This is a genomic window from Streptomyces sp. NPDC037100, from assembly GCF_055606225.1.
This window is the reverse complement of the sequence record NZ_JBVJSX010000002.1, coordinates 634,776-652,809: the sequence shown is the minus strand read 5'-3', so window position 1 is coordinate 652,809 and position 18,034 is coordinate 634,776. Positions and strand designations below refer to the sequence as shown.

Below are 18,034 nucleotides of genomic sequence, written 5' to 3'. Positions count from 1 at the left end.
CGGTATCCATCGCGAAACTGCCGGTTGCGGGATCCTGGAGATAACGTTCGTTCACTTGCCCGGACGGTTCGGGGCGGGGTGTCCGTGCGGTGCGGCGTGTACGGCTTGCCCGGTGTGTGCGGTACTTGTCGGTACGGATGGATGTAGTCGCTTCATGGAGGCAGTGATGGGTGTGGCAGCCGGTCCGATCCGCGTGGTGGTGGCCAAGCCGGGGCTCGACGGCCACGATCGCGGGGCCAAGGTGATCGCGCGGGCCCTGCGCGACGCCGGTATGGAGGTCATCTACACCGGCCTCCACCAGACTCCCGAGCAGATCGTCGACACGGCGATCCAGGAGGACGCCGACGCGATCGGGCTGTCCATCCTCTCCGGAGCGCACAACACGCTCTTCGCGGCTGTGATCGAGCTGCTCAAGGAGCGGGAGGCGGAGGACATCCTGGTCTTCGGCGGCGGGATCATCCCCGAGGCGGACATCCCTCTGCTCAAGGAGAAGGGCGTCGCGGAGATCTTCACGCCCGGCGCGACGACGGCGTCGATCGTGGAGTGGGTCAGGACGAACGCGGGCCAGCCTGCGCAGGCGTAGGCCTCCGGCGGTCCGGCTCGGGCGTCCCCGTCCGGCCGGATCCGCCCCGGGTGGCCGGTGCGGCAGGGGTGCGGCGGCGACTGCCCCCGGTGATCGTCCCGGTCGTCGGGATGCCCGGCGGCAACCGCCCACGGGAGGGCACCCGTCGCCGGATGCCGCGGGACGCCCGTAGGCAAGGAAGTCGCGGTGTCCTTCGCCGGATGAGGCCGGGTGCCCGTTGGCGAGTCCGGCGTCGGGGGCTTCGCCGGATGCCGCGTGGGGCCCGTTGGCCGGTGTGGCGTCGCGGCCCTCGCCGCATGCGCGGACAGGGGTCAGGCCGCTCCCAGCTCCTCGGCCATCGCCGCGCGCAGACGCAGGGTCGTGACCAGGCGCTGGAAAGCCTCCGCCCAGTAGCCGCCGGCTCCCGGAGAGGCGTTCTCCGGCTCGTCGGGTACGGCCAGCAGGGCGTCGAGACGGGAGGCCTCGGACGGGTCGAGGCAGCGCTCGGCCAGTCCCATCACTCCGCTGAAACTCCATGGATAACTCCCCGCGTCCCGAGCGATGTTGAGGGCGTCCACCACGGCCCGGCCGAGCGGCTGTCCCCAGGGCACCGCGCACACCCCGAGCAACTGGAAGGCCTCGGACAGACCGTGTGTGCCGATGAATCCGGCCACCCACTCGGCACGTTCGGCGGCGTCCAGCGTGCCGAGCAGCTTGGCGCGTTCGGCCAGGGACACGGCACCCGGACCGCCCGCTTCCGGCGCCGACGGATCGCCGAGCAGCGCGCGTGACCACTCGGCGTCCCGCTGGCGTACCGCCGCCCGGCACCAGGCCGCGTGCAGTTCGCCCTGCCAGTCGTCCGCCACCGGCAGCGCCACGATCTCCCGGGGCGTGCGGCCGCCGAGCCGCCGAGACCAGGTCCCGAGCGGTGCCGCCTCCACCAACTGACCGAGCCACCAGGACCGTTCTCCGCGTCCTGCGGGTGCCTTCGCCACGACACCGTCGCGTTCCATGCCCGGATCGCACTCGTGCGGTGCCTCGACGGCGATCGTCGGGGTGGCCTCCGTGGCTCCCACGGTTTCCACGGGTCCGGGGGCTCCGGTGGCGGTGGGTCCGGTGGCCGCGGTGGCTCCGGTGGCGGTGGGTCCGGTGGCTGCGGTGGCCGCCGAGGCCGGTGCGGTCCTGGTCCTCCCGGGCCCCTCGTCCTCACGGCCGGTTCGCAGGGGCCGGGGCCTCTGCATGTGGTCGAGGGCCACACACGCCTCCGCTCTGACCGCCATCCGGGCGGCGAGTGCCGAATCCGGCAGGGCCGACAGCAGTTCCGCCGCCGTCGCCCGGACGTTGCGGCTGCGGTCGGCCAGGGCCTGTTCCAGGAACGGCTCGTCGTCCGGGCCCAGGCCCGCGCGCAGCGAATCGAGGAACATCAGCCGGTCCTCGGCCCGTTCCGTCGCCCATGTCGTCGCGAGCAGATCGCGGGCGGCGGCAGGTTCGCGGGAGCGCAGGGCGGACAGCAGGGCGACGGGTTCGGCGAACAGGCCCTCCTGCCAGAGCTGCTGGACCCCGTCGCCGTCCTCGGGGTGCGGCAGGGCCGTGCCGCCGCCCGGGGTCGCGCGCAGGGCGAACCGCCAGTCCGGGTTCAGCCGTGCCAGCCACAGGGCCCGGGGCCCCGCGAACTCCAGTGCCGCCGGACGCAGGTCGGTACGCCCCCGGGCCGCGTCCAGCAACGCCGGAAGCAGCTGCGGAGGTGGTGCAAAACGACGGGAGTTCGCCACCGCGAGCCACTGGGGCAGCAGTTCCGTCAGGTCGGGCGCGGCGCCCCGCCGGCCGCCGCCGGACGGGCCGGGGCGGTCGGCCAGCAGCATCGCGAGTCTGCGGGCGGCTGCCGGCGGCAGCGCCGGCCGGGGGTCCGGCGGAGCCGGCTGCGGCCGCTCGGCCGCCCGCGCCGGGCGCAGACCGGCACGTCGTCGTACGGTCTCCGCGGCCGCCGCGTCCAGCAGGGCCGCGGGTGCGGCCGGGCCGGGGGCGGTGCCCGGCGGGGTGCGCCGGTCCGTGCCGAGCAGCGCGGTGGTGACGAGCCCCTCCCAGGCGTTCGCGCCGGGCGCGTCCACAGCAGCGGAGGTCTTGGTCATGAGCTTCCTTTCCGCGGGGCGCCCGGTAGTTGAAGGCTCGCCCTTACCGGTTGTCCCGTGATGCCTGAAAGATGCGTGGGTCTGTGGGGTGGGTGAGTCGGGGGATCGGCGACGCGGGCCGAAGTGCCGCGGGCCCGGGCCGCTGCCACCGGTTCAGCACAGCGCGACCGCGTCACCCGGGCCCTCCGGCCAAGCCGTCAGCGGGGTGAAGCCCTGGTGGCCGCACTCGCCGAAGACCCTGACCGGGGCCCCGCCCGACAGGGCGACCAGCCGCCACAGGCCCGGCCGGGAACGCGCCGCCGGAGTGAGCGGCAACGCCGCGTCCTCGTCGGCGTCCGCCAGCTGCCAGGAATCGCCGTCAGGGGCCGGAACCACCCGGTCCAGGGTCACCGGGACGGACTCCAGCCACGGGTCGTCGCGCAGGGCGTCGCCGTACCGCGCCACCGCCTCGGACGTCGTCATCCCCGGCGGACGTGTCGCCGAGGGCACGGCCGGGGCGAACTGCTCGCCCAGGGCCACCCGCGGCTGTCCGGCGCCCGGGTAGGCGGACACCTCGGCGTCCAGGGCCAGTCCCACCGGCAGCGCCTGCTCCGGGGCGCGCCCCGCGGCGCCATAGGACAGGAGCAGGACAGTGCGGTGCGAGTCGGTGCCGTGCAGCCAGATCCGGCGGGTCGTCAGGCGCGGGTCCGTCGTGTCGTACTGGGCGAGAACCAGCCAGCGGTCGCGCAGCGGCGGGCCGTCGGGGGAGGCCGGCAGGCCCACACGGGAACGGATCGTGGCGGCGAGGCCGTCCGGGAGCCGCTCGCGGCGCAGCCAGCCCTGACCGAGGAGATGCAGCAGCGCGCACTCCTCCAGCAGCCGTACCGGCCAGCCCGGGCCCGTGGACGGGATCGCCCCCAACTCCCGCACCCGGCCTGCCAGGCCCTGGGCCTGGGCGTCGACCATGCGGGCAGCCGTCTCCTCCCACAGGCCGTACCCCGACTGCTCCGCGGTCGCCAGGCCGCCGCGCAGCAGATCGGCCAGACGCTGCTCCAGCTCCACCGCGCCCGCCGTGACCCGCTCGGCCCGGCGCTCCGCCCGGCGCCGCGCCGCCTCCGGATCAGCGGCACCGGACGGCGCCCCGGAGCCGTCCGCGGCCTTCTTCTCCTCCGCGCGCCTGCGCCGCCCCGCCGTCCACTGCCCGGCCCACTCCGGCGCCTGCCCCGACGGCACCACCGCGTCGTCGGCGGCCCAGAGCAACAGCAGCCCGAGTGCGTGCTTGCACGGGAACTTGCGGCTCGGACACGTGCACTTGTACGCGGGCCCCGCGGCGTCCGCGATGTCGACGATCGTCTGACACGGCTTGCTTCCGCTGCCCTTGCACAGCCCCCACACCGTCCCCTCGTCGGAACACCCCGCCTCGGACCACGGCCCCGCCGCGCCGAGTTTGCTTCCCGCTTTGCGTGATGCCGCGTCAGGTGCCAGTGCCAGCACCTGGTCCGCGGTCCAGCGCACCCCCTGCTGAGTCATGCCGACGACGTTAGATCCCGCCACTGACAATCGGGTCCGCGAGCGGCTTCGGCGGGACGTTTTCGCAGGTCGGAACGGATTGTCAGTGGTGTGGTGCAACGTTGGTGCCAGATCCGAACCGGCCGAGCTGGAGGGGGACTTTGCCATGACTGTGTCCGTGGAGCCGACGTCCGTCGAAGCGGGGGAGACGGAATCGACCCAGGCGTTGCGACCGCACGCCGAGGACGCCTTCGCCGCGGAACTCGCCGCGCTGGCCGCCCAGGACGACCGTCCGCGCCCGGCCCGCTGGAAGCTGTCGCCGTGGGCCGTCGCGACGTACCTGCTCGGCGGGACGCTGCCCGACGGCACGGTGATCAGTCCCAAGTACGTCGGCCCGCGCCGCATCGTCGAGGTCGCCGTCACCACGCTTGCCACCGACCGCGCCCTGCTCCTGCTCGGTGTGCCGGGCACCGCGAAGACCTGGGTGTCCGAGCACCTGGCCGCGGCGGTCAGCGGCGATTCCACGCTGCTGGTGCAGGGCACCGCCGGCACCCCGGAGGAGGCCATCCGCTACGGCTGGAACTACGCGCAGCTGCTCGCCCACGGCCCGAGCCGGAACGCCCTCGTGCCCAGCCCCGTCATGCGGGCCATGGCGGAGGGCATGACGGCCCGTGTCGAGGAGCTGACGCGTATCCCGGCCGACGTGCAGGACACGCTCATCACGATTCTGTCGGAGAAGACGCTGCCGATACCGGAACTGGGCCAGGAGGTGCAGGCGGTCCGCGGCTTCAACCTGATCGCCACGGCCAACGACCGCGACCGCGGGGTCAACGACCTGTCCAGCGCCCTTCGCCGCCGCTTCAACACGGTGGTGCTGCCGCTGCCGGAGAGCCCCGAGGCAGAGGTCGACATCGTCTCGCGGCGCGTCGACCAGATCGGCCGGTCCCTCGACCTGCCGGCCGCGCCCGACGGGCTCGCCGAGATCCGCCGGGTGGTCACGGTCTTCCGCGAGCTGCGCGACGGGGTCACGGCCGACGGCCGGACGAAGCTGAAGTCGCCCAGCGGCACGCTGTCCACGGCCGAGGCGATCTCCGTCGTCACCAACGGCCTCGCCCTCGCCGCCCACTTCGGCGACGGCGTGCTGCGGCCGGGCGACGTCGCCGCGGGCATCCTCGGCGCGGTGGTCCGTGACCCGGCGGCGGACCGGGTCATCTGGCAGGAGTACCTGGAGACGGTGGTCCGCGAGCGCGACGGCTGGAAGGACTTCTACCGGGCCTGCCGCGAGGTGAGCGGGTGAGCGACGCGGGACGGAGCAGGCCTGTCGGCATCCGGGCCGCCCAGCACGCCGGGGCGGCCTCGACCCGCCGGGACCAGGGCGCCGAAGGGTGGGACGAGGGTCGCCGGTCGGACCGAGACAGCACATACGGGACGGGACGTGTGGGACCGGACGTGCGGGAACGGACGTGCGGGACGGGATGTGTGGGACCGGACATGCGGGACGGGACGTGCGGGACGGGAGGTGGGATGAAGTGACCGGTGTGGAAAGGGCCGCGGGCCAGGGGGCCGGAGCGGGCCCGGTGCTGCTCGGGGTGCGGCACCACGGGCCGGGGTCCGCGCGGGCGGTGCGGGCGGCTCTGGAGCAGACCCGGCCGCGGATCGTGCTGATCGAGGGCCCGCCCGAGGCCGATTCGCTGATCCCGCTCGCCGCCGACGAGGAGATGTGGCCACCGGTCGCTCTGCTCGCCCACGCCGTGGACGAGCCCGGCCGCTCGGCGTTCTGGCCGCTGGCCGGGTTCTCCCCGGAGTGGGTCGCCATCCGCTGGGCCCTGGAGCACGACGTCCCGGCCCGCTTCATCGATCTGCCGGCCACGCACACCCTGGCCTGGGGGAGACCGGAGGACGAGACGGGGGCGGAGCGCTCTCCGGACGCCGAGACGGCTGCCGACGGCGACGCCCAACCCGGCCCGGCCGACCCGCGGATCGACCCGATCGGAGTGCTCGCCGAAACCGCCGGTTATGACGACCCGGAGCGGTGGTGGGAGGACGTCGTGGAACACCGCGGCGCAGGGGAGGGCGACGCCCTCGCGCCGTTCACCGCGCTCGAGGAGGCCATGAGCGCGCTGCGGGAGACCTACGGCAGCGGGGGACACGACCGCGACCCGGTGCGGGAGGCGTACATGCGGCTCCAGGTGCGGGCGGCGCAGCGGGAGTTCGAGGACGGTGTCGCCGTGGTCTGCGGGGCCTGGCACGTGCCCGCACTGCGGGAGAAGACCACCGTCGCCGCCGACAAGGCACTGCTGAAGGGGCTGCCCAAGGTCAAGGCGGACATGACCTGGGTGCCGTGGACCCACCGCCGGCTGTCCCGGACGAGCGGGTACGGGGCCGGAATCGACTCCCCGGGCTGGTACGGGCACTTGTTCAGCGCCCCGGACCGGCCGGTGGAGCGGTGGCTGACCAAGGTGGCGGGGCTGCTGCGCGCCGAGGACCGGATCGTCTCCTCCGCGCACGTCATCGAAGCGGTGCGGCTGGCCCAGACGCTCGCCGCGATGCGCGGCCGTCCGCTGCCCGGCCTGAGCGAGACGACCGACGCGGTGCGGGCGGTGATGTGCGAGGGCTCGGACGTGCCGCTGGAGCTGGTGCGGGACCGGCTGGTCGTGGGGGACGTGCTGGGCGAGGTGCCCTCGTCGGCGCCGGCGGTGCCGTTGCAGCGGGACCTCACCCGGCTGCAGCGCCGGCTGCGGCTGAAGCCGGAGGCGCTGGAGCGGGAGGTGGAGCTCGACCTGCGCAAGGAGAACGACGCCGCCCGCAGCAGACTGCTGCACCGGCTGCGGCTGCTCGGCATCGCATGGGGCGAACCGGCCGCCTCACGCGGCAGCACCGGCACGTTCCGGGAGACATGGCGGCTGCGCTGGGAACCCGAGCTGTCCGTGCGGATCGCCGAGGCGGGGGTGTGGGGGACGACCGTCCTGTCCGCCGCGACCGCCAAGGCCGAAGCGGACGCCGTCACCGCGCAGGGCCTCGCCGACGTCACCGCGCTCGCCGAGCACTGCCTCCTGGCCGGACTGCCCGACGCGCTGCCGACGGTGATGCGGGTCCTCGCCGACCGGGCGGCCCTCGACACCGACGTCGGCCATCTCGCCCAGGCGCTCCCGGCCCTGGTCCGCTCCCTGCGCTACGGCGATGTGCGCGGTACCGACACCGCAGCCCTGGCGGAAGTCGCCGCGGGACTGGCCGAGCGGGTCTTCGTCGGCCTCCCCCCGGCCTGCGCCGCGCTCGACGCGGACGCCGCCGAGGAGATGAGGCGCCACGTGGACGCGGTGCACGGAGCCGTCGGCCTCCTGGGCGACGCCCCCGCCGCGGGACACACCCGCCTGAGAAACCGCTGGCAGTCGGTGCTGCGCGTGCTGTCCGGGCGGGACACCGTGCCCGGCGCCGTCCGGGGGCGGGCCGTGCGGCTCCTGCTGGACGACGGGGAGCTGGCCCAGGACGAGGCGGCACTGCTGATGGGACTCGTCCTGTCGCCGGGCACACCGCCGCAGGACGCCGCCGCGTGGATCGAGGGCTTCGTCGGAGGGGGCTCGGGGGGCGGGATGCTCCTGGTCCACGACGAGCGGCTGCTCGGCCTCGTCGACGCGTGGCTGACCGGGGTGCCGGCCGAGGCCTTCACGGACGTGCTGCCTTTGCTGCGGCGGACGTTCTCGGCGTACGAGCCCGGAGTGCGCCGCACCCTCGGAGAACTGGTCCGACGCGGACCGGGAGCCGGGGGCGGCGCGACAGCCGCCGGCTCCGGCACACCCGGATTCGCGGCCGACCTCGACACGGTGCGCGCGGCCGCCGTGCTGCCGGTCGTGCGGCTGCTGCTCGGGCTGGACGAAGCGGACGAGAACGACGAGAACGACGAGAACGACGAGAACACTGACAACCACCTGGCGGGGGTGACGGGATGACGACCGAGGCGCTGAGAGAGCGGGCGACGACACCGGGAGCGGGAGCCACCGAGGCGGGCGGGCTCCGGAAGGAAAGGCGGCCGTCGACGACCGTCCCGGTGATCCCGCTGTGGGAACGGCCCCACGAGGGAGGACGGGGATGACGCCCGGGACGACGGACCCGGCCCAGGAGCGGCTGCGGCGGTGGCGGCTCGTACTCGGCGGCGAGGCGGCGGACGGTACGGGCTGCGCGCTGTCGGGGCAGGACGCCGCGATGGACGGCGCGCTCACCGCGCTCTACGGCAGGAAGGACGGCAGGTCACAGGGGGGCCGGGACCGTTCGGCGGGGCTCGGGGCGTCGGCGCCGTCCGTGGCGCGCTGGCTCGGGGACATCCGGACGTACTTCCCCTCCTCCGTCGTGCAGGTCATGCAGCGCGACGCCATCGACCGGCTCGGTCTCGCCACGCTGCTGCTGGAGCCGGAGATGCTGGAGGCGGTGGAGGCCGACGTGCACCTCGTCGGCACGCTGCTGTCCCTCACCAAGGTGATGCCGGAGACGACGAAGGAGACGGCCCGGGCCGTGGTGCGCAAGGTCGTGGAGGACCTGGAGAAGCGGCTCGCCACCCGCACCCGGGCCACCCTCACCGGCGCCCTCGACCGCAGCGCCCGGATCAACCGGCCCCGGCACCACGACATCGACTGGAACCGCACCATCGCGGCCAACCTCAAGCACTACCTGCCCGAGCACCGGACGATCGTGCCGGAGCGGCTCATCGGATTCGGGCGGGCGACCCGGTCCACGAAGAAGGAGGTCATCCTCTGTATCGACCAGTCGGGATCCATGGCGGCATCCGTTGTGTACGCATCGGTGTTCGGGGCGGTGCTCGCCTCGATGCGGACGATCTCCACGCGACTCGTCGTCTTCGACACGGCGGTCGTCGACCTCACGGACCAGCTGGACGACCCGGTCGACGTGCTGTTCGGCACGCAGCTCGGCGGTGGCACGGACATCAACCGGGCGCTCGCGTACTGCCAGTCGCAGATCACGCGGCCCGCGGAGACGGTGGTCGTGCTGATCAGCGACCTCTACGAAGGCGGCATCCGCAACGAGATGCTCAAGCGGGTCTCCGCCATGAAGGCGTCGGGCGTGCAGTTCGTGACGCTGCTGGCACTCTCGGACGAGGGGGCGCCCGCGTACGACCGGGAGCACGCCGCCGCGCTCGGGGCGCTGGGGGCACCGGCGTTCGCGTGCACGCCCGATCTGTTTCCGGAGATCATGGCGGCGGCGATCGAGAAGCGTCCGCTCCCGATACCGGATACGGCGTGAAGGGCCCGGAACGAAGGGGCAGATGACGACCTGTCGATGCATCGTCGTCCGACGTGCGGCAGCAAAACGGACATGACGGTCCATCGGTAGTAAGGGCTTGCGCGACGTGCGCACTCCCATGCGAGGATCGGCGCCTGCCTGACGGCGTGTACGCCGACGGGCAGTTCCGCTTCCGTCGCACGGGAGGAAGCTTCCCCTCTTGACCTGGTCAGCAGCCCTGTCCGATGCCGCGTTGCGCCTGCCGCGCAGCGCGGCCGGGTGGCGTGCGCTGCAACTGGTGCTGATGGTGGGCGGGTTGCTGTTCCTCGGATTGCTGTGGGGGGAGCGGGCTTCTGCGGAGAACGGCGTAGGGGTGCTGCCGGAGGGCCGGGCGGGGCAGGTCGTCAGTGTCGTTCCCGTCCCGGGGGCGGGGGCGGGGGCGGGAGAGCGGCTCGTTCGGTCTGTGGGCGAGGCGGCGGAGCCGGCGAGTAGGAGGCCGGCTCGCACCCGGGCGACGCTGCCGCCGGCGTCGTCCCCACGGGCGTGGGCGCAGCCACAGTCGCCCGAGCGGCCGTCGCACGTGGAGCGGCCGGAGCCGGCGGAAACACCGGAATCGCCAGAGCTGCCAGAGCTGCCAGAGCTGCCCGGGCAGCTGTCGCACGTAGAGCTGCCCGCGTTGCCCGCGCTGTCGGACCTGTCGGACCTGTCGGACCTGTCGGACCTGCCGGGCCTGCCGGGCCTGCCGAGTCTGTCCACCGTTCCCGGCGACGTCGCGCTCCCGGGAAGGCCCGCTCTCCCCGCTCTCCCTCTCCCCGGGCTCCCCGACAACCCGGCACCCCCAACTGGCCCCCTCCCCGCACCGGTTACGGCCGACCCGCAGCCGGGCGGGACGGCGGCACCTGTGTCGTACACCCCGGTCCACGGCCCAGAGCCCGCAACCCTTCCCGCAAGCCCGCCGTTCTCCGTCGTCCACGCGCACCACGACAGACACGTGGACCACACCGGCCACCTCAGTCACACCGCCAGACATACGGGCCACCTCGATCACGTCCACCACGCAGACCGCCTCAGCCACCCCGCCCACCCCAGCCACCCGAGACCGTCCTCGCACGCAGGACCCGACCGGGCCGACCACTCGCCCGGTGGGCGACCCGACGGCACGCTCGGGAACCGGTCCGTGGCCGACAGCGGCTCGTCCCGTCATGGCGACGCGCACGCCGTCACCTCGGACCTCCGGGCGTCGCTCAGGCTCGTGTCCCGTGTCGCGGCCCGCACGGACACGGCGGGTGCCCGGTCCACCTGCCGGGACATCCCCCTGTTCCCCGGTTAGCACGGCTCTTCCCGGGCCGGCACGGACAGACCGCCGAGGCATCGCCGCCGTGGCCCGGCCGCAGGGGGGAGGCCGGCCGTCGACCCACGGGTGCCCACGGCACCTCCTGCCCTCTCCCCTCCCTCATGCTTCACGAGGCGTCACGCCCGGGCGGCCGAAAGCCGTCGGCGGTCCGAGGCCGAAACCTCGTGGATGGGTCGGGTGGTTCCCATAGGGGTGGGGACCACCTGACCCGCGGCCCCGGAGAGCGGGCCCTGATCAGGGCCTTCGTACTCCTCCGGGGGCGTCAGGCGGGCCTCACCGGGTCAACCCCAGCCCGGTGAGGCCCCTCACCCCCGGCACGCCGTGTCAGAGAGCGCGGCATCATGTGACAGGTATCACCGCTCAGGTGTGACCCTCGATTTAGGGGCCCCCCGCAAGCAGCGATAACCTGCGAGACGGACATGCCGCGCGCTCGGACACCGTGTGCGCCTCCCTTGTGACAGACAGCGGACGTCACGTTGCCCTCGCGGCACGCCCACGCAGACAACGAACCGCGAGATCACTGATAGGGACGGAAGCGCGTGGACCTGTTCGAGTACCAGGCGAGGGACCTCTTCGCCAAGCACGATGTACCGGTGCTGGCCGGTGAAGTCATCGACACGCCTGAGGCGGCCCGCGCAGCCACCGAGCGCCTCGGTGGCAAGTCCGTCGTCAAGGCCCAGGTGAAGGTCGGCGGCCGCGGCAAGGCCGGCGGCGTCAAGCTCGCCGCCACCCCCGACGAGGCGGTCGAGCACGCGACCAACATCCTCGGCATGGACATCAAGGGCCACACGGTCCACAAGGTGATGATCGCCGAGACGGCCCCGGAGATCGTGGAGGAGTACTACGTCTCCTTCCTCCTGGACCGTGCCAACCGCACCTTCCTCTCCATCGCCTCCGTCGAGGGCGGCATGGAGATCGAGGAGGTGGCGGCCACTCGCCCCGAGGCCGTCGCCAAGACGCCGATCGACGCCAACGAGGGTGTCACCGAGGCCAAGGCCCGCGAGATCGTCGCGGCCGCCAAGTTCCCGGCCGAGGTCGCCGACAAGGTCGTGAACGTCCTGGTCAAGCTGTGGGACACCTTCATCAAGGAGGACGCCCTCCTGGTCGAGGTCAACCCGCTGGCCAAGGTCGCCTCCGGTGAGGTCATCGCGCTGGACGGCAAGGTCTCCCTGGACGAGAACGCCGAGTTCCGTCAGCCGGAGCACGAGGCCCTCCAGGACAAGGCCGCGGCCAACCCGCTCGAGGCCGCCGCCAAGGAGAAGAACCTCAACTACGTCAAGCTCGACGGTGAGGTCGGCATCATCGGCAACGGCGCGGGTCTCGTCATGAGCACCCTGGACGTCGTCGCGTACGCCGGTGAGGCGCACGGCGGCGTGAAGCCGGCCAACTTCCTCGACATCGGCGGTGGCGCCTCCGCCGCCGTCATGGCGAACGGCCTGGAGATCATCCTCGGCGACCCGGACGTCAAGTCCGTCTTCGTCAACGTCTTCGGTGGCATCACCGCCTGTGACGAGGTCGCCAACGGCATCGTCCAGGCGCTGCAGCTGCTCGCCGACAAGGGCGAGGAAGTCACCAAGCCCCTCGTCGTCCGTCTGGACGGCAACAACGCCGAGCTGGGTCGCAAGATCCTCTCCGACGCCAACCACCCGCTGGTCCAGCGCGTGGACACCATGGACGGCGCGGCCGACAAGGCCGCCGAGCTCGCGGCTGCGAAGTAAGGGACGAGGGACTAAACAGCCATGGCTATCTTCCTCAACAAGGACAGCAAGGTCATCGTCCAGGGCATGACCGGTGCCACGGGCATGAAGCACACCAAGCTCATGCTGGCCGACGGCACGAACATCGTCGGTGGCGTGAACCCCCGCAAGGCGGGCACGTCCGTCGACATCGACGGCAACGACATCCCGGTCTTCGGCACGGTCGCCGAGGCGATCGAGAAGACGGGCGCCAACGTGTCCGTCCTCTTCGTCCCGCCGGCCTTCGCCAAGGCGGCCGTCGTCGAGGCCATCGACGCCGAGATCCCGCTCGCGGTCGTCATCACCGAGGGCATCGCCGTCCACGACTCGGCCGCGTTCTACGCGTACGCCGTGTCCAAGGGCAACAAGACCCGGATCATCGGCCCGAACTGCCCCGGTCTCATCACGCCGGGCCAGTCCAACGCCGGCATCATCCCGGGCGACATCACCAAGCCGGGCCGCATCGGCCTGGTCTCGAAGTCCGGCACGCTCACGTACCAGATGATGTACGAGCTGCGCGACATCGGCTTCTCCTCCGCCGTCGGCATCGGTGGCGACCCGGTCATCGGGACGACCCACATCGACGCCCTCGCCGCGTTCGAGGCCGACCCCGACACCGACCTGATCGTCATGATCGGTGAGATCGGCGGCGACGCCGAGGAGCGGGCCGCGGCCTTCATCAAGGAGAACGTGAAGAAGCCGGTCGTCGGCTACGTCGCGGGCTTCACCGCGCCCGAGGGCAAGACCATGGGCCACGCCGGCGCCATCGTCTCCGGCTCCTCCGGCACGGCCGCCGCGAAGAAGGAGGCCCTCGAGGCCGCCGGCGTCAAGGTCGGCAAGACCCCGACCGAGACGGCCAAGCTGGCGCGCGCCATTCTCGGCAGCTGAGGACCGCCCCGCGGGCTGAACGACGCCGTAGCGCACTGGTGGGCCCGCTCCCTACGGGGAGCGGGCCCACCGCCGTATCCGTGCACCCACCGCCGTATCCGTGCACCCGGCGCCGTATGCGTGCCCCCGCGCTATCCGTGCCCCGCCGCCGTGCCATGCCCCACCCCCGTGGCATGGCCCATCGCCGTGTACATGCCCTCACCGCGGGTATCCGCTGTCGCCGTCACCGTCACCGTCACCGTCACCGTCACCGCGGCTGCGGAAGCAGCCTGTCCGGTCCTCTCTGCTGCTCCTCGCGCAGCTTGGTGCGCAGTTTCCGTTCCTTCTCGGACAGCGGTCCTGGCGCGACGGGCGGTGGTACGCCCTGGACCGTCTCCCCCGGTGGTACCGGCGGCTCGTAGTGGGTGGGGGCCGTGCGGACGGTGAGGGCCGTGGTGCCGATCAGGGCGACCGTGAAGGCGATGGCGGCCCGGGTCCAGAAGCGGGCCCGGCGTTCCCCGCCTCTGCGCACGACCGGCGGTTTGGCGGCCCGCAGTCCCTCGGTGGAGGCCAGTTCGACCAGCCGCCAGTGCAGCGTCTCCGGGTCCGCGAGCTCCGGCAGCCGCTCGGCCAGCGCCTCGCGCGCGTGCGCCAGCCGGTTCACGGCCGCACGGGTGCTGGCCTCCGTCTCCGCCGCCGTCTCCGGCAGGCCGAGTCCGACCCCGTCGTAGAGCACCAGCGTGCGGCGGTAGGACGGCGGGAGCTGCAGCAGGGTGTCCATCAGCGCCCGGTCGAACGCGTCGGGCGGGGGCCGTTCGGGGAGCCGGAAGCGCGGCCGGAGCCGGTGCCACGGGGAGAGCGCGCACTCGTACGCCATCGCGCGCACCCACCCCGCCGGGTCGCGGTCGCGGGCCACCTCGGGCCAACGCTGCCAGGCCATCTGGAAGGCCCGCTCCACCGACACCCGGGCCAGGTCGCGACGGCCGGTCAGCAGATAGGTCTGCCGGACGAGCGCGGGGGCGCAGAAGGCGTACAGCGCGTCGAAGGCCTGATCGGGCGTCAGCGCGGTGATGGCGTCGTCCGGCCGGCGCGGCGGCGTCGTACGCGGGCGCTCGGCGAGGATGACGCGGTGTCCGTGCGGGACGGGGGTGCTGCTCCGGTCGGGGACGGTGACGGGGCCTCGGCCCCGGTCCTTCGCGGCGGGCCTTTTCCGGCCGGTGGCTGCGGCCTTGCGCCGGACCCGTGCGGACCGTCGAGCGGATGCGGATGCGGATGCGGATGCGGATGGGGATGGGGATGCGGATGGGGATGCGGCCGCGGGTGACGGTTCCGGGTCGTCGGAATTGGCGGCGTTCTCCTGAGGAGGTGTCATCTCCGCCTCGTCGCCCAGTGAGTGGAGCAGCTTCACGTACTGCTCCCCTTTTCGGCCGCGCGGGGTGGAGCGGCCGGTCTCCCACCCGCGCACCGTCTCGCCGGTCACGCCCACCCGGGAGCCCACCTGAGCCCGCGTCAGCGAGGCGGCCTCACGCAGGCGTCGGCGTTCCTTGGGTGGTGGGAGCGGGAGGGCAGGGCTCTGCGTCACAGGGCTCGCCTCCGTCCAGAAAAGTACATAAAGCGTATTTTTAGCGACACAGCGAGGGTTCGCCTGTTACGCCGGTAAAGCGCGTGTCGTTGGGACCATGGCGTCGTGATCGAGATGACCGCTCGCCGACGTTCGTCGTCACCCCTGCTCACCCGGATGCGCGACCGTTCACCCGGCCTGGGCGACGGCTTCATGGGGGGCGCGCTCGCGGCGGGCCTCGGGCTCGCGTCGTTCGCCGTGCTCGTGACGCTGCTGTGGATCAGCTCGCCGTACCCGGACAGCGGACCCGGGGGCGCCATGCATGTGGCGGCGGCGTTGTGGCTGCTGGCCCACGGTGCCGAGCTGGTCCGCACCGACACGCTCTCCGGGGTCCCCGCTCCCCTCGGCCTGCCGCCCATGCTCCTGCTCGCACTGCCGGTGTGGCTGCTGCACCGGGCGGCGCGGGACACCACGGACGGCGGGGGCGGGGACGAGGACGACGATCTCGAGGAGGATGCCGAGGGGAGCGCGAGCGCGCCCCTGGTCTCCGCCCGCATGGCTTGGGCGGGCGTGGTTCTCGGCTACCTCGCCGTCGCCGCGCCTGCCGCCCTCTATGCCGCGGGCGGTGTGCTGCGGCCGTCGTGGCTGTGGACAGGGGTGTGCGTTCCGCTGGTCGCCGTCGTGGCGGCGGGGACGGGCGTGTGGTCGGCGTACGGCCGTCCCGGCCGGCCGCTGCGGCGGCTGCTGGGCGTGCTGCCGTCGGGAGTACGTCCGCTGGTGATCGGTCCGGACAGGCGCCCGGGCATCGCCGCCCGGGCCGCGGCGGCCGGGGCGGCGATGCTCCTCGGGGGCGGTGCGCTGCTGGTGGTGGTGTCGCTGGTGGGGCACGGTGCGTCGACCCAGGCGGGGTTGCTCCGACTGACCGAGGGGTGGTCGGGGCGGTTCGCCGTACTGCTGCTGTGCGTGGCCCTCGTCCCGAACGCGGCGGTGTGGGGCGCCGCCTACGCCCTGGGCCCCGGCTTCGCCCTCGGCGCGGGCCATGCGGTCGGCCCGCTGTCCTCGGCACCGGCCCCGTTCCTGCCGCCGTTTCCGCTGCTGGCGGCGGTGCCGGAGGCAGGGGAGGGCACGCCGGTGCACTGGGCGGCCGGGGCGGTGCCGTTGGTCGCCGGGGTGGTCGTGGGCTGGACGGTGGCGAAGGGGGCGGCATCCGGGGAACGGGGCGGGACGCGACCGGGTGGTACGCGGGACGCGCCATGGTCGGCCGGCCGCACCGCCCGTGCCGCCGCACTGGCGTCGGTCCTGTGCGCGGCCGTACTCGCGGGACTGGCCGCGCTGTCGGGCGGCCCGCTCGGTTCCGACGTGCTGTCCCGCTTCGGCCCCGTGTGGTGGCAGGTCGCCGCCGCGACGCTGGCCTGGCTGGGCCTGCTGTCGATCCCCACGGCGGTGGTGGCCCGGGCCTTGCGGTGCCGGACGCCCGGGTCGGAGGAGCCGAAGATCGGCGAACAGCGGCAGAAGGCGACCGAAGGTGCCCGAGGTCAGCGGCGGACCCGGAAGGGCGGCGGCCGCGGCTCGTTCACGCGCACCGGGGTAGCGGGGATCGCGGGGGTGGCCGGGGGCCCGGAAGCCGCCGAGGACGCTTGGGGAGCGGGTCGGGCTTGGGGTGCCGGGGACCACGAGGGCGTTCGGGGTGCCAGGGACCACGAGGGCGTTCGGGGTGCCAGGGACCACGAGGGCGTTGGGGGTGCCGGTCGGCGTGGGGACCACGAGGGCGTTCGGGGTGCCAGGGCCCAAGAGGGCTTTCGGGGTGCCAGGGACCACGAGGGCGTTGGGGGTGCCGGTCGGCGCGGGGACCACGAGGGCGTTGGGGGTGCCGGTCGGCGCGGGGGAGGCGAGGGCGTTCGGGGTGCCGGTCGGCGCGGGGGAGGCGAGGATGCCGGAGGTCTCTGGGGTGGCGGCATGGATTCCGATGCCGTTCGGAGCGGCGAGGGCGGCGGGCGCCCCGGGCGCGGCGCCTCGGTGACCGGTGGGGCGTCGGCGCCGCACGCCTCGGAGCCCTCCCCGGACGCGCTCTACGCCCCGTACACGTCCTACGAGTACGACGCTCTGTACGGCCCGCGCGATCCGGACCGCGAGGCGGACGTCGAGCTGTACGACTTCCTGCCGTCCGACCCGGGCCCGGGCCCGGGCCGGCACGGAACCCAGGCCCCGCCCGACCGGCCCGCCCCGCCGGAAAACCCCTGAAGTGTCAGCCGTCCGTCCCCAGCAGCCCCCGGAGCTCCTCCGGCAGAAGCTTGGAGCAGGACTGCTTCGCCTCGTTCGTGAGGGCGTCGTTGGTGCACGTGTAGTAGTCGCGGTAGACCAGCTGCGCCGTGAAGGTCGCGGCGACCAGGGCGATCGCCAGGGACGCCGTGACCAGGCCGCTCACCGCCGCCGTCGTCTGGGGGCGGCCGCCGCCCTGCTGCTCGGGGGCGGGGGAGTCCGGGTCGGCCTTGCGGGGCCCCGCGCGCAGGGAGCTGATGGCCCAGTAGAGGGCGAGCGCGCCGAGCAGCAGCGCCACGTACGGCCAGCTGAAGAGGGCGAAGAAGAAGGCCCACATGCCCGACAGCAGGGCATAGCGCGCCCGGCGCTGCGCGGGATCCGTCGGGTCCCAGCGCATGTTCGGGCCGCCGCTCTGGGGGCCGCCGCCCTGGCCCTCGGACCCGCCGGGGCGGGGACGCTCACCGAAACCGCCGGGGGAGCGGCCGGGTTGCTGGTCGCTCCACTGGCTGCCCCAGGGCGAGCGGTCACGCCCGCCACCGTCCTGGGAGCCCGGGGAGTCCTCTCCCGACGGGCGCCGCGGCTGCCAGGGCCGGTCCGGCGTGCCCTCGGGCGGCGGGGCGAAGGGGTTGTCCTCCTGAGGCCCGCGGCCACGCCCCTCCCCGCCGTCGCCGCCCGAAGGCGCGTCGGGCGGTGAGCTGGGGCGCTCCCTCAGCAGCACGGCGCCGCGCTCCCCTCCCTGCGGCGACAGCTGGGGGAACGTGAGGAGTCGCAGGCTGCGGTCCGGCATCAAGTGAGCGTCTTCCCGTTGGTGAGGAGGAATGGGTGGACAGAACGAAACGGCGTCGG

Annotated in this window: 11 protein-coding genes; 7 read left to right on the top strand and 4 right to left on the bottom strand. The window is 73.6% G+C overall.

Annotated features, from left to right (window positions below; translation table 11 throughout):
* Positions 1 to 166: 166 nt before the first annotated feature.
* Complete coding sequence (locus ACZ7EG_RS08085) at positions 167 to 583, top strand: cobalamin B12-binding domain-containing protein (RefSeq protein ID WP_471073953.1); 417 nt, start codon at positions 167 to 169, stop codon at positions 581 to 583.
* A gap of 311 nt (positions 584 to 894) precedes the next feature.
* Here ACZ7EG_RS08085 and ACZ7EG_RS08080 read toward each other — a convergent pair whose 3' ends face one another.
* Both ACZ7EG_RS08080 and ACZ7EG_RS08075 read right to left on the bottom strand, forming a co-directional pair.
* Positions 895 to 2,691, bottom strand: a complete 1,797-nt coding sequence (locus tag ACZ7EG_RS08080; RefSeq protein ID WP_471073950.1) for a DUF5691 domain-containing protein — start codon at positions 2,689 to 2,691, stop codon at positions 895 to 897.
* Positions 2,692 to 2,844: 153 nt separating this feature from the next.
* Positions 2,845 to 4,200, bottom strand: coding sequence for an SWIM zinc finger family protein (locus ACZ7EG_RS08075; RefSeq protein WP_471073947.1), 1,356 nt, complete (start codon positions 4,198 to 4,200; stop codon positions 2,845 to 2,847).
* A 145-nt stretch (positions 4,201 to 4,345) separates the two neighbouring features.
* Here ACZ7EG_RS08075 and ACZ7EG_RS08070 point away from each other — a divergent pair, with 145 nt between their 5' ends.
* The 5 genes from ACZ7EG_RS08070 to sucD all read left to right on the top strand — a co-directional run bounded on the left by ACZ7EG_RS08070 (position 4,346) and on the right by sucD (position 13,389).
* Positions 4,346 to 5,476 (top strand): ATP-binding protein, encoded by a 1,131-nt coding sequence (locus ACZ7EG_RS08070; RefSeq protein WP_471073944.1) that lies wholly within the window; start codon positions 4,346 to 4,348, stop codon positions 5,474 to 5,476.
* A 178-nt stretch (positions 5,477 to 5,654) separates the two neighbouring features.
* Complete coding sequence (locus tag ACZ7EG_RS08065) at positions 5,655 to 8,126, top strand: DUF5682 family protein (protein ID WP_471073942.1); 2,472 nt, start codon at positions 5,655 to 5,657, stop codon at positions 8,124 to 8,126.
* 139 nt (positions 8,127 to 8,265) lie between these two features.
* Positions 8,266 to 9,432, top strand: coding sequence for a VWA domain-containing protein (locus ACZ7EG_RS08060; protein WP_471073938.1), 1,167 nt, complete (start codon positions 8,266 to 8,268; stop codon positions 9,430 to 9,432).
* 1,872 nt (positions 9,433 to 11,304) lie between these two features.
* The gene (gene sucC / locus ACZ7EG_RS08055; protein WP_471073935.1) at positions 11,305 to 12,483 is read left to right on the top strand and encodes an ADP-forming succinate--CoA ligase subunit beta; all 1,179 of its coding nucleotides are present in this window, start codon (positions 11,305 to 11,307) and stop codon (positions 12,481 to 12,483) included.
* 21 nt (positions 12,484 to 12,504) lie between these two features.
* Entirely contained in the window at positions 12,505 to 13,389 is an 885-nt protein-coding gene (gene sucD, locus ACZ7EG_RS08050) for a succinate--CoA ligase subunit alpha (protein WP_031132986.1), read from the top strand.
* A gap of 247 nt (positions 13,390 to 13,636) precedes the next feature.
* Here sucD and ACZ7EG_RS08045 read toward each other — a convergent pair whose 3' ends face one another.
* Entirely contained in the window at positions 13,637 to 14,950 is a 1,314-nt protein-coding gene (locus tag ACZ7EG_RS08045; RefSeq protein WP_471073931.1) for a helix-turn-helix domain-containing protein, read from the bottom strand.
* 114 nt (positions 14,951 to 15,064) lie between these two features.
* On the opposite strand from ACZ7EG_RS08045, the gene ACZ7EG_RS08040 reads away from it, so the two are divergent.
* Positions 15,065 to 17,170, top strand: a complete 2,106-nt coding sequence (locus tag ACZ7EG_RS08040; RefSeq protein WP_471074868.1) for a cell division protein PerM — start codon at positions 15,065 to 15,067, stop codon at positions 17,168 to 17,170.
* Positions 17,171 to 17,174: 4 nt separating this feature from the next.
* On the opposite strand, the gene ACZ7EG_RS08035 is transcribed toward ACZ7EG_RS08040, so the two are convergent.
* The gene (locus tag ACZ7EG_RS08035; RefSeq protein ID WP_471073928.1) at positions 17,175 to 17,975 is read right to left on the bottom strand and encodes a hypothetical protein; all 801 of its coding nucleotides are present in this window, start codon (positions 17,973 to 17,975) and stop codon (positions 17,175 to 17,177) included.
* Positions 17,976 to 18,034: the final 59 nt, after the last annotated feature.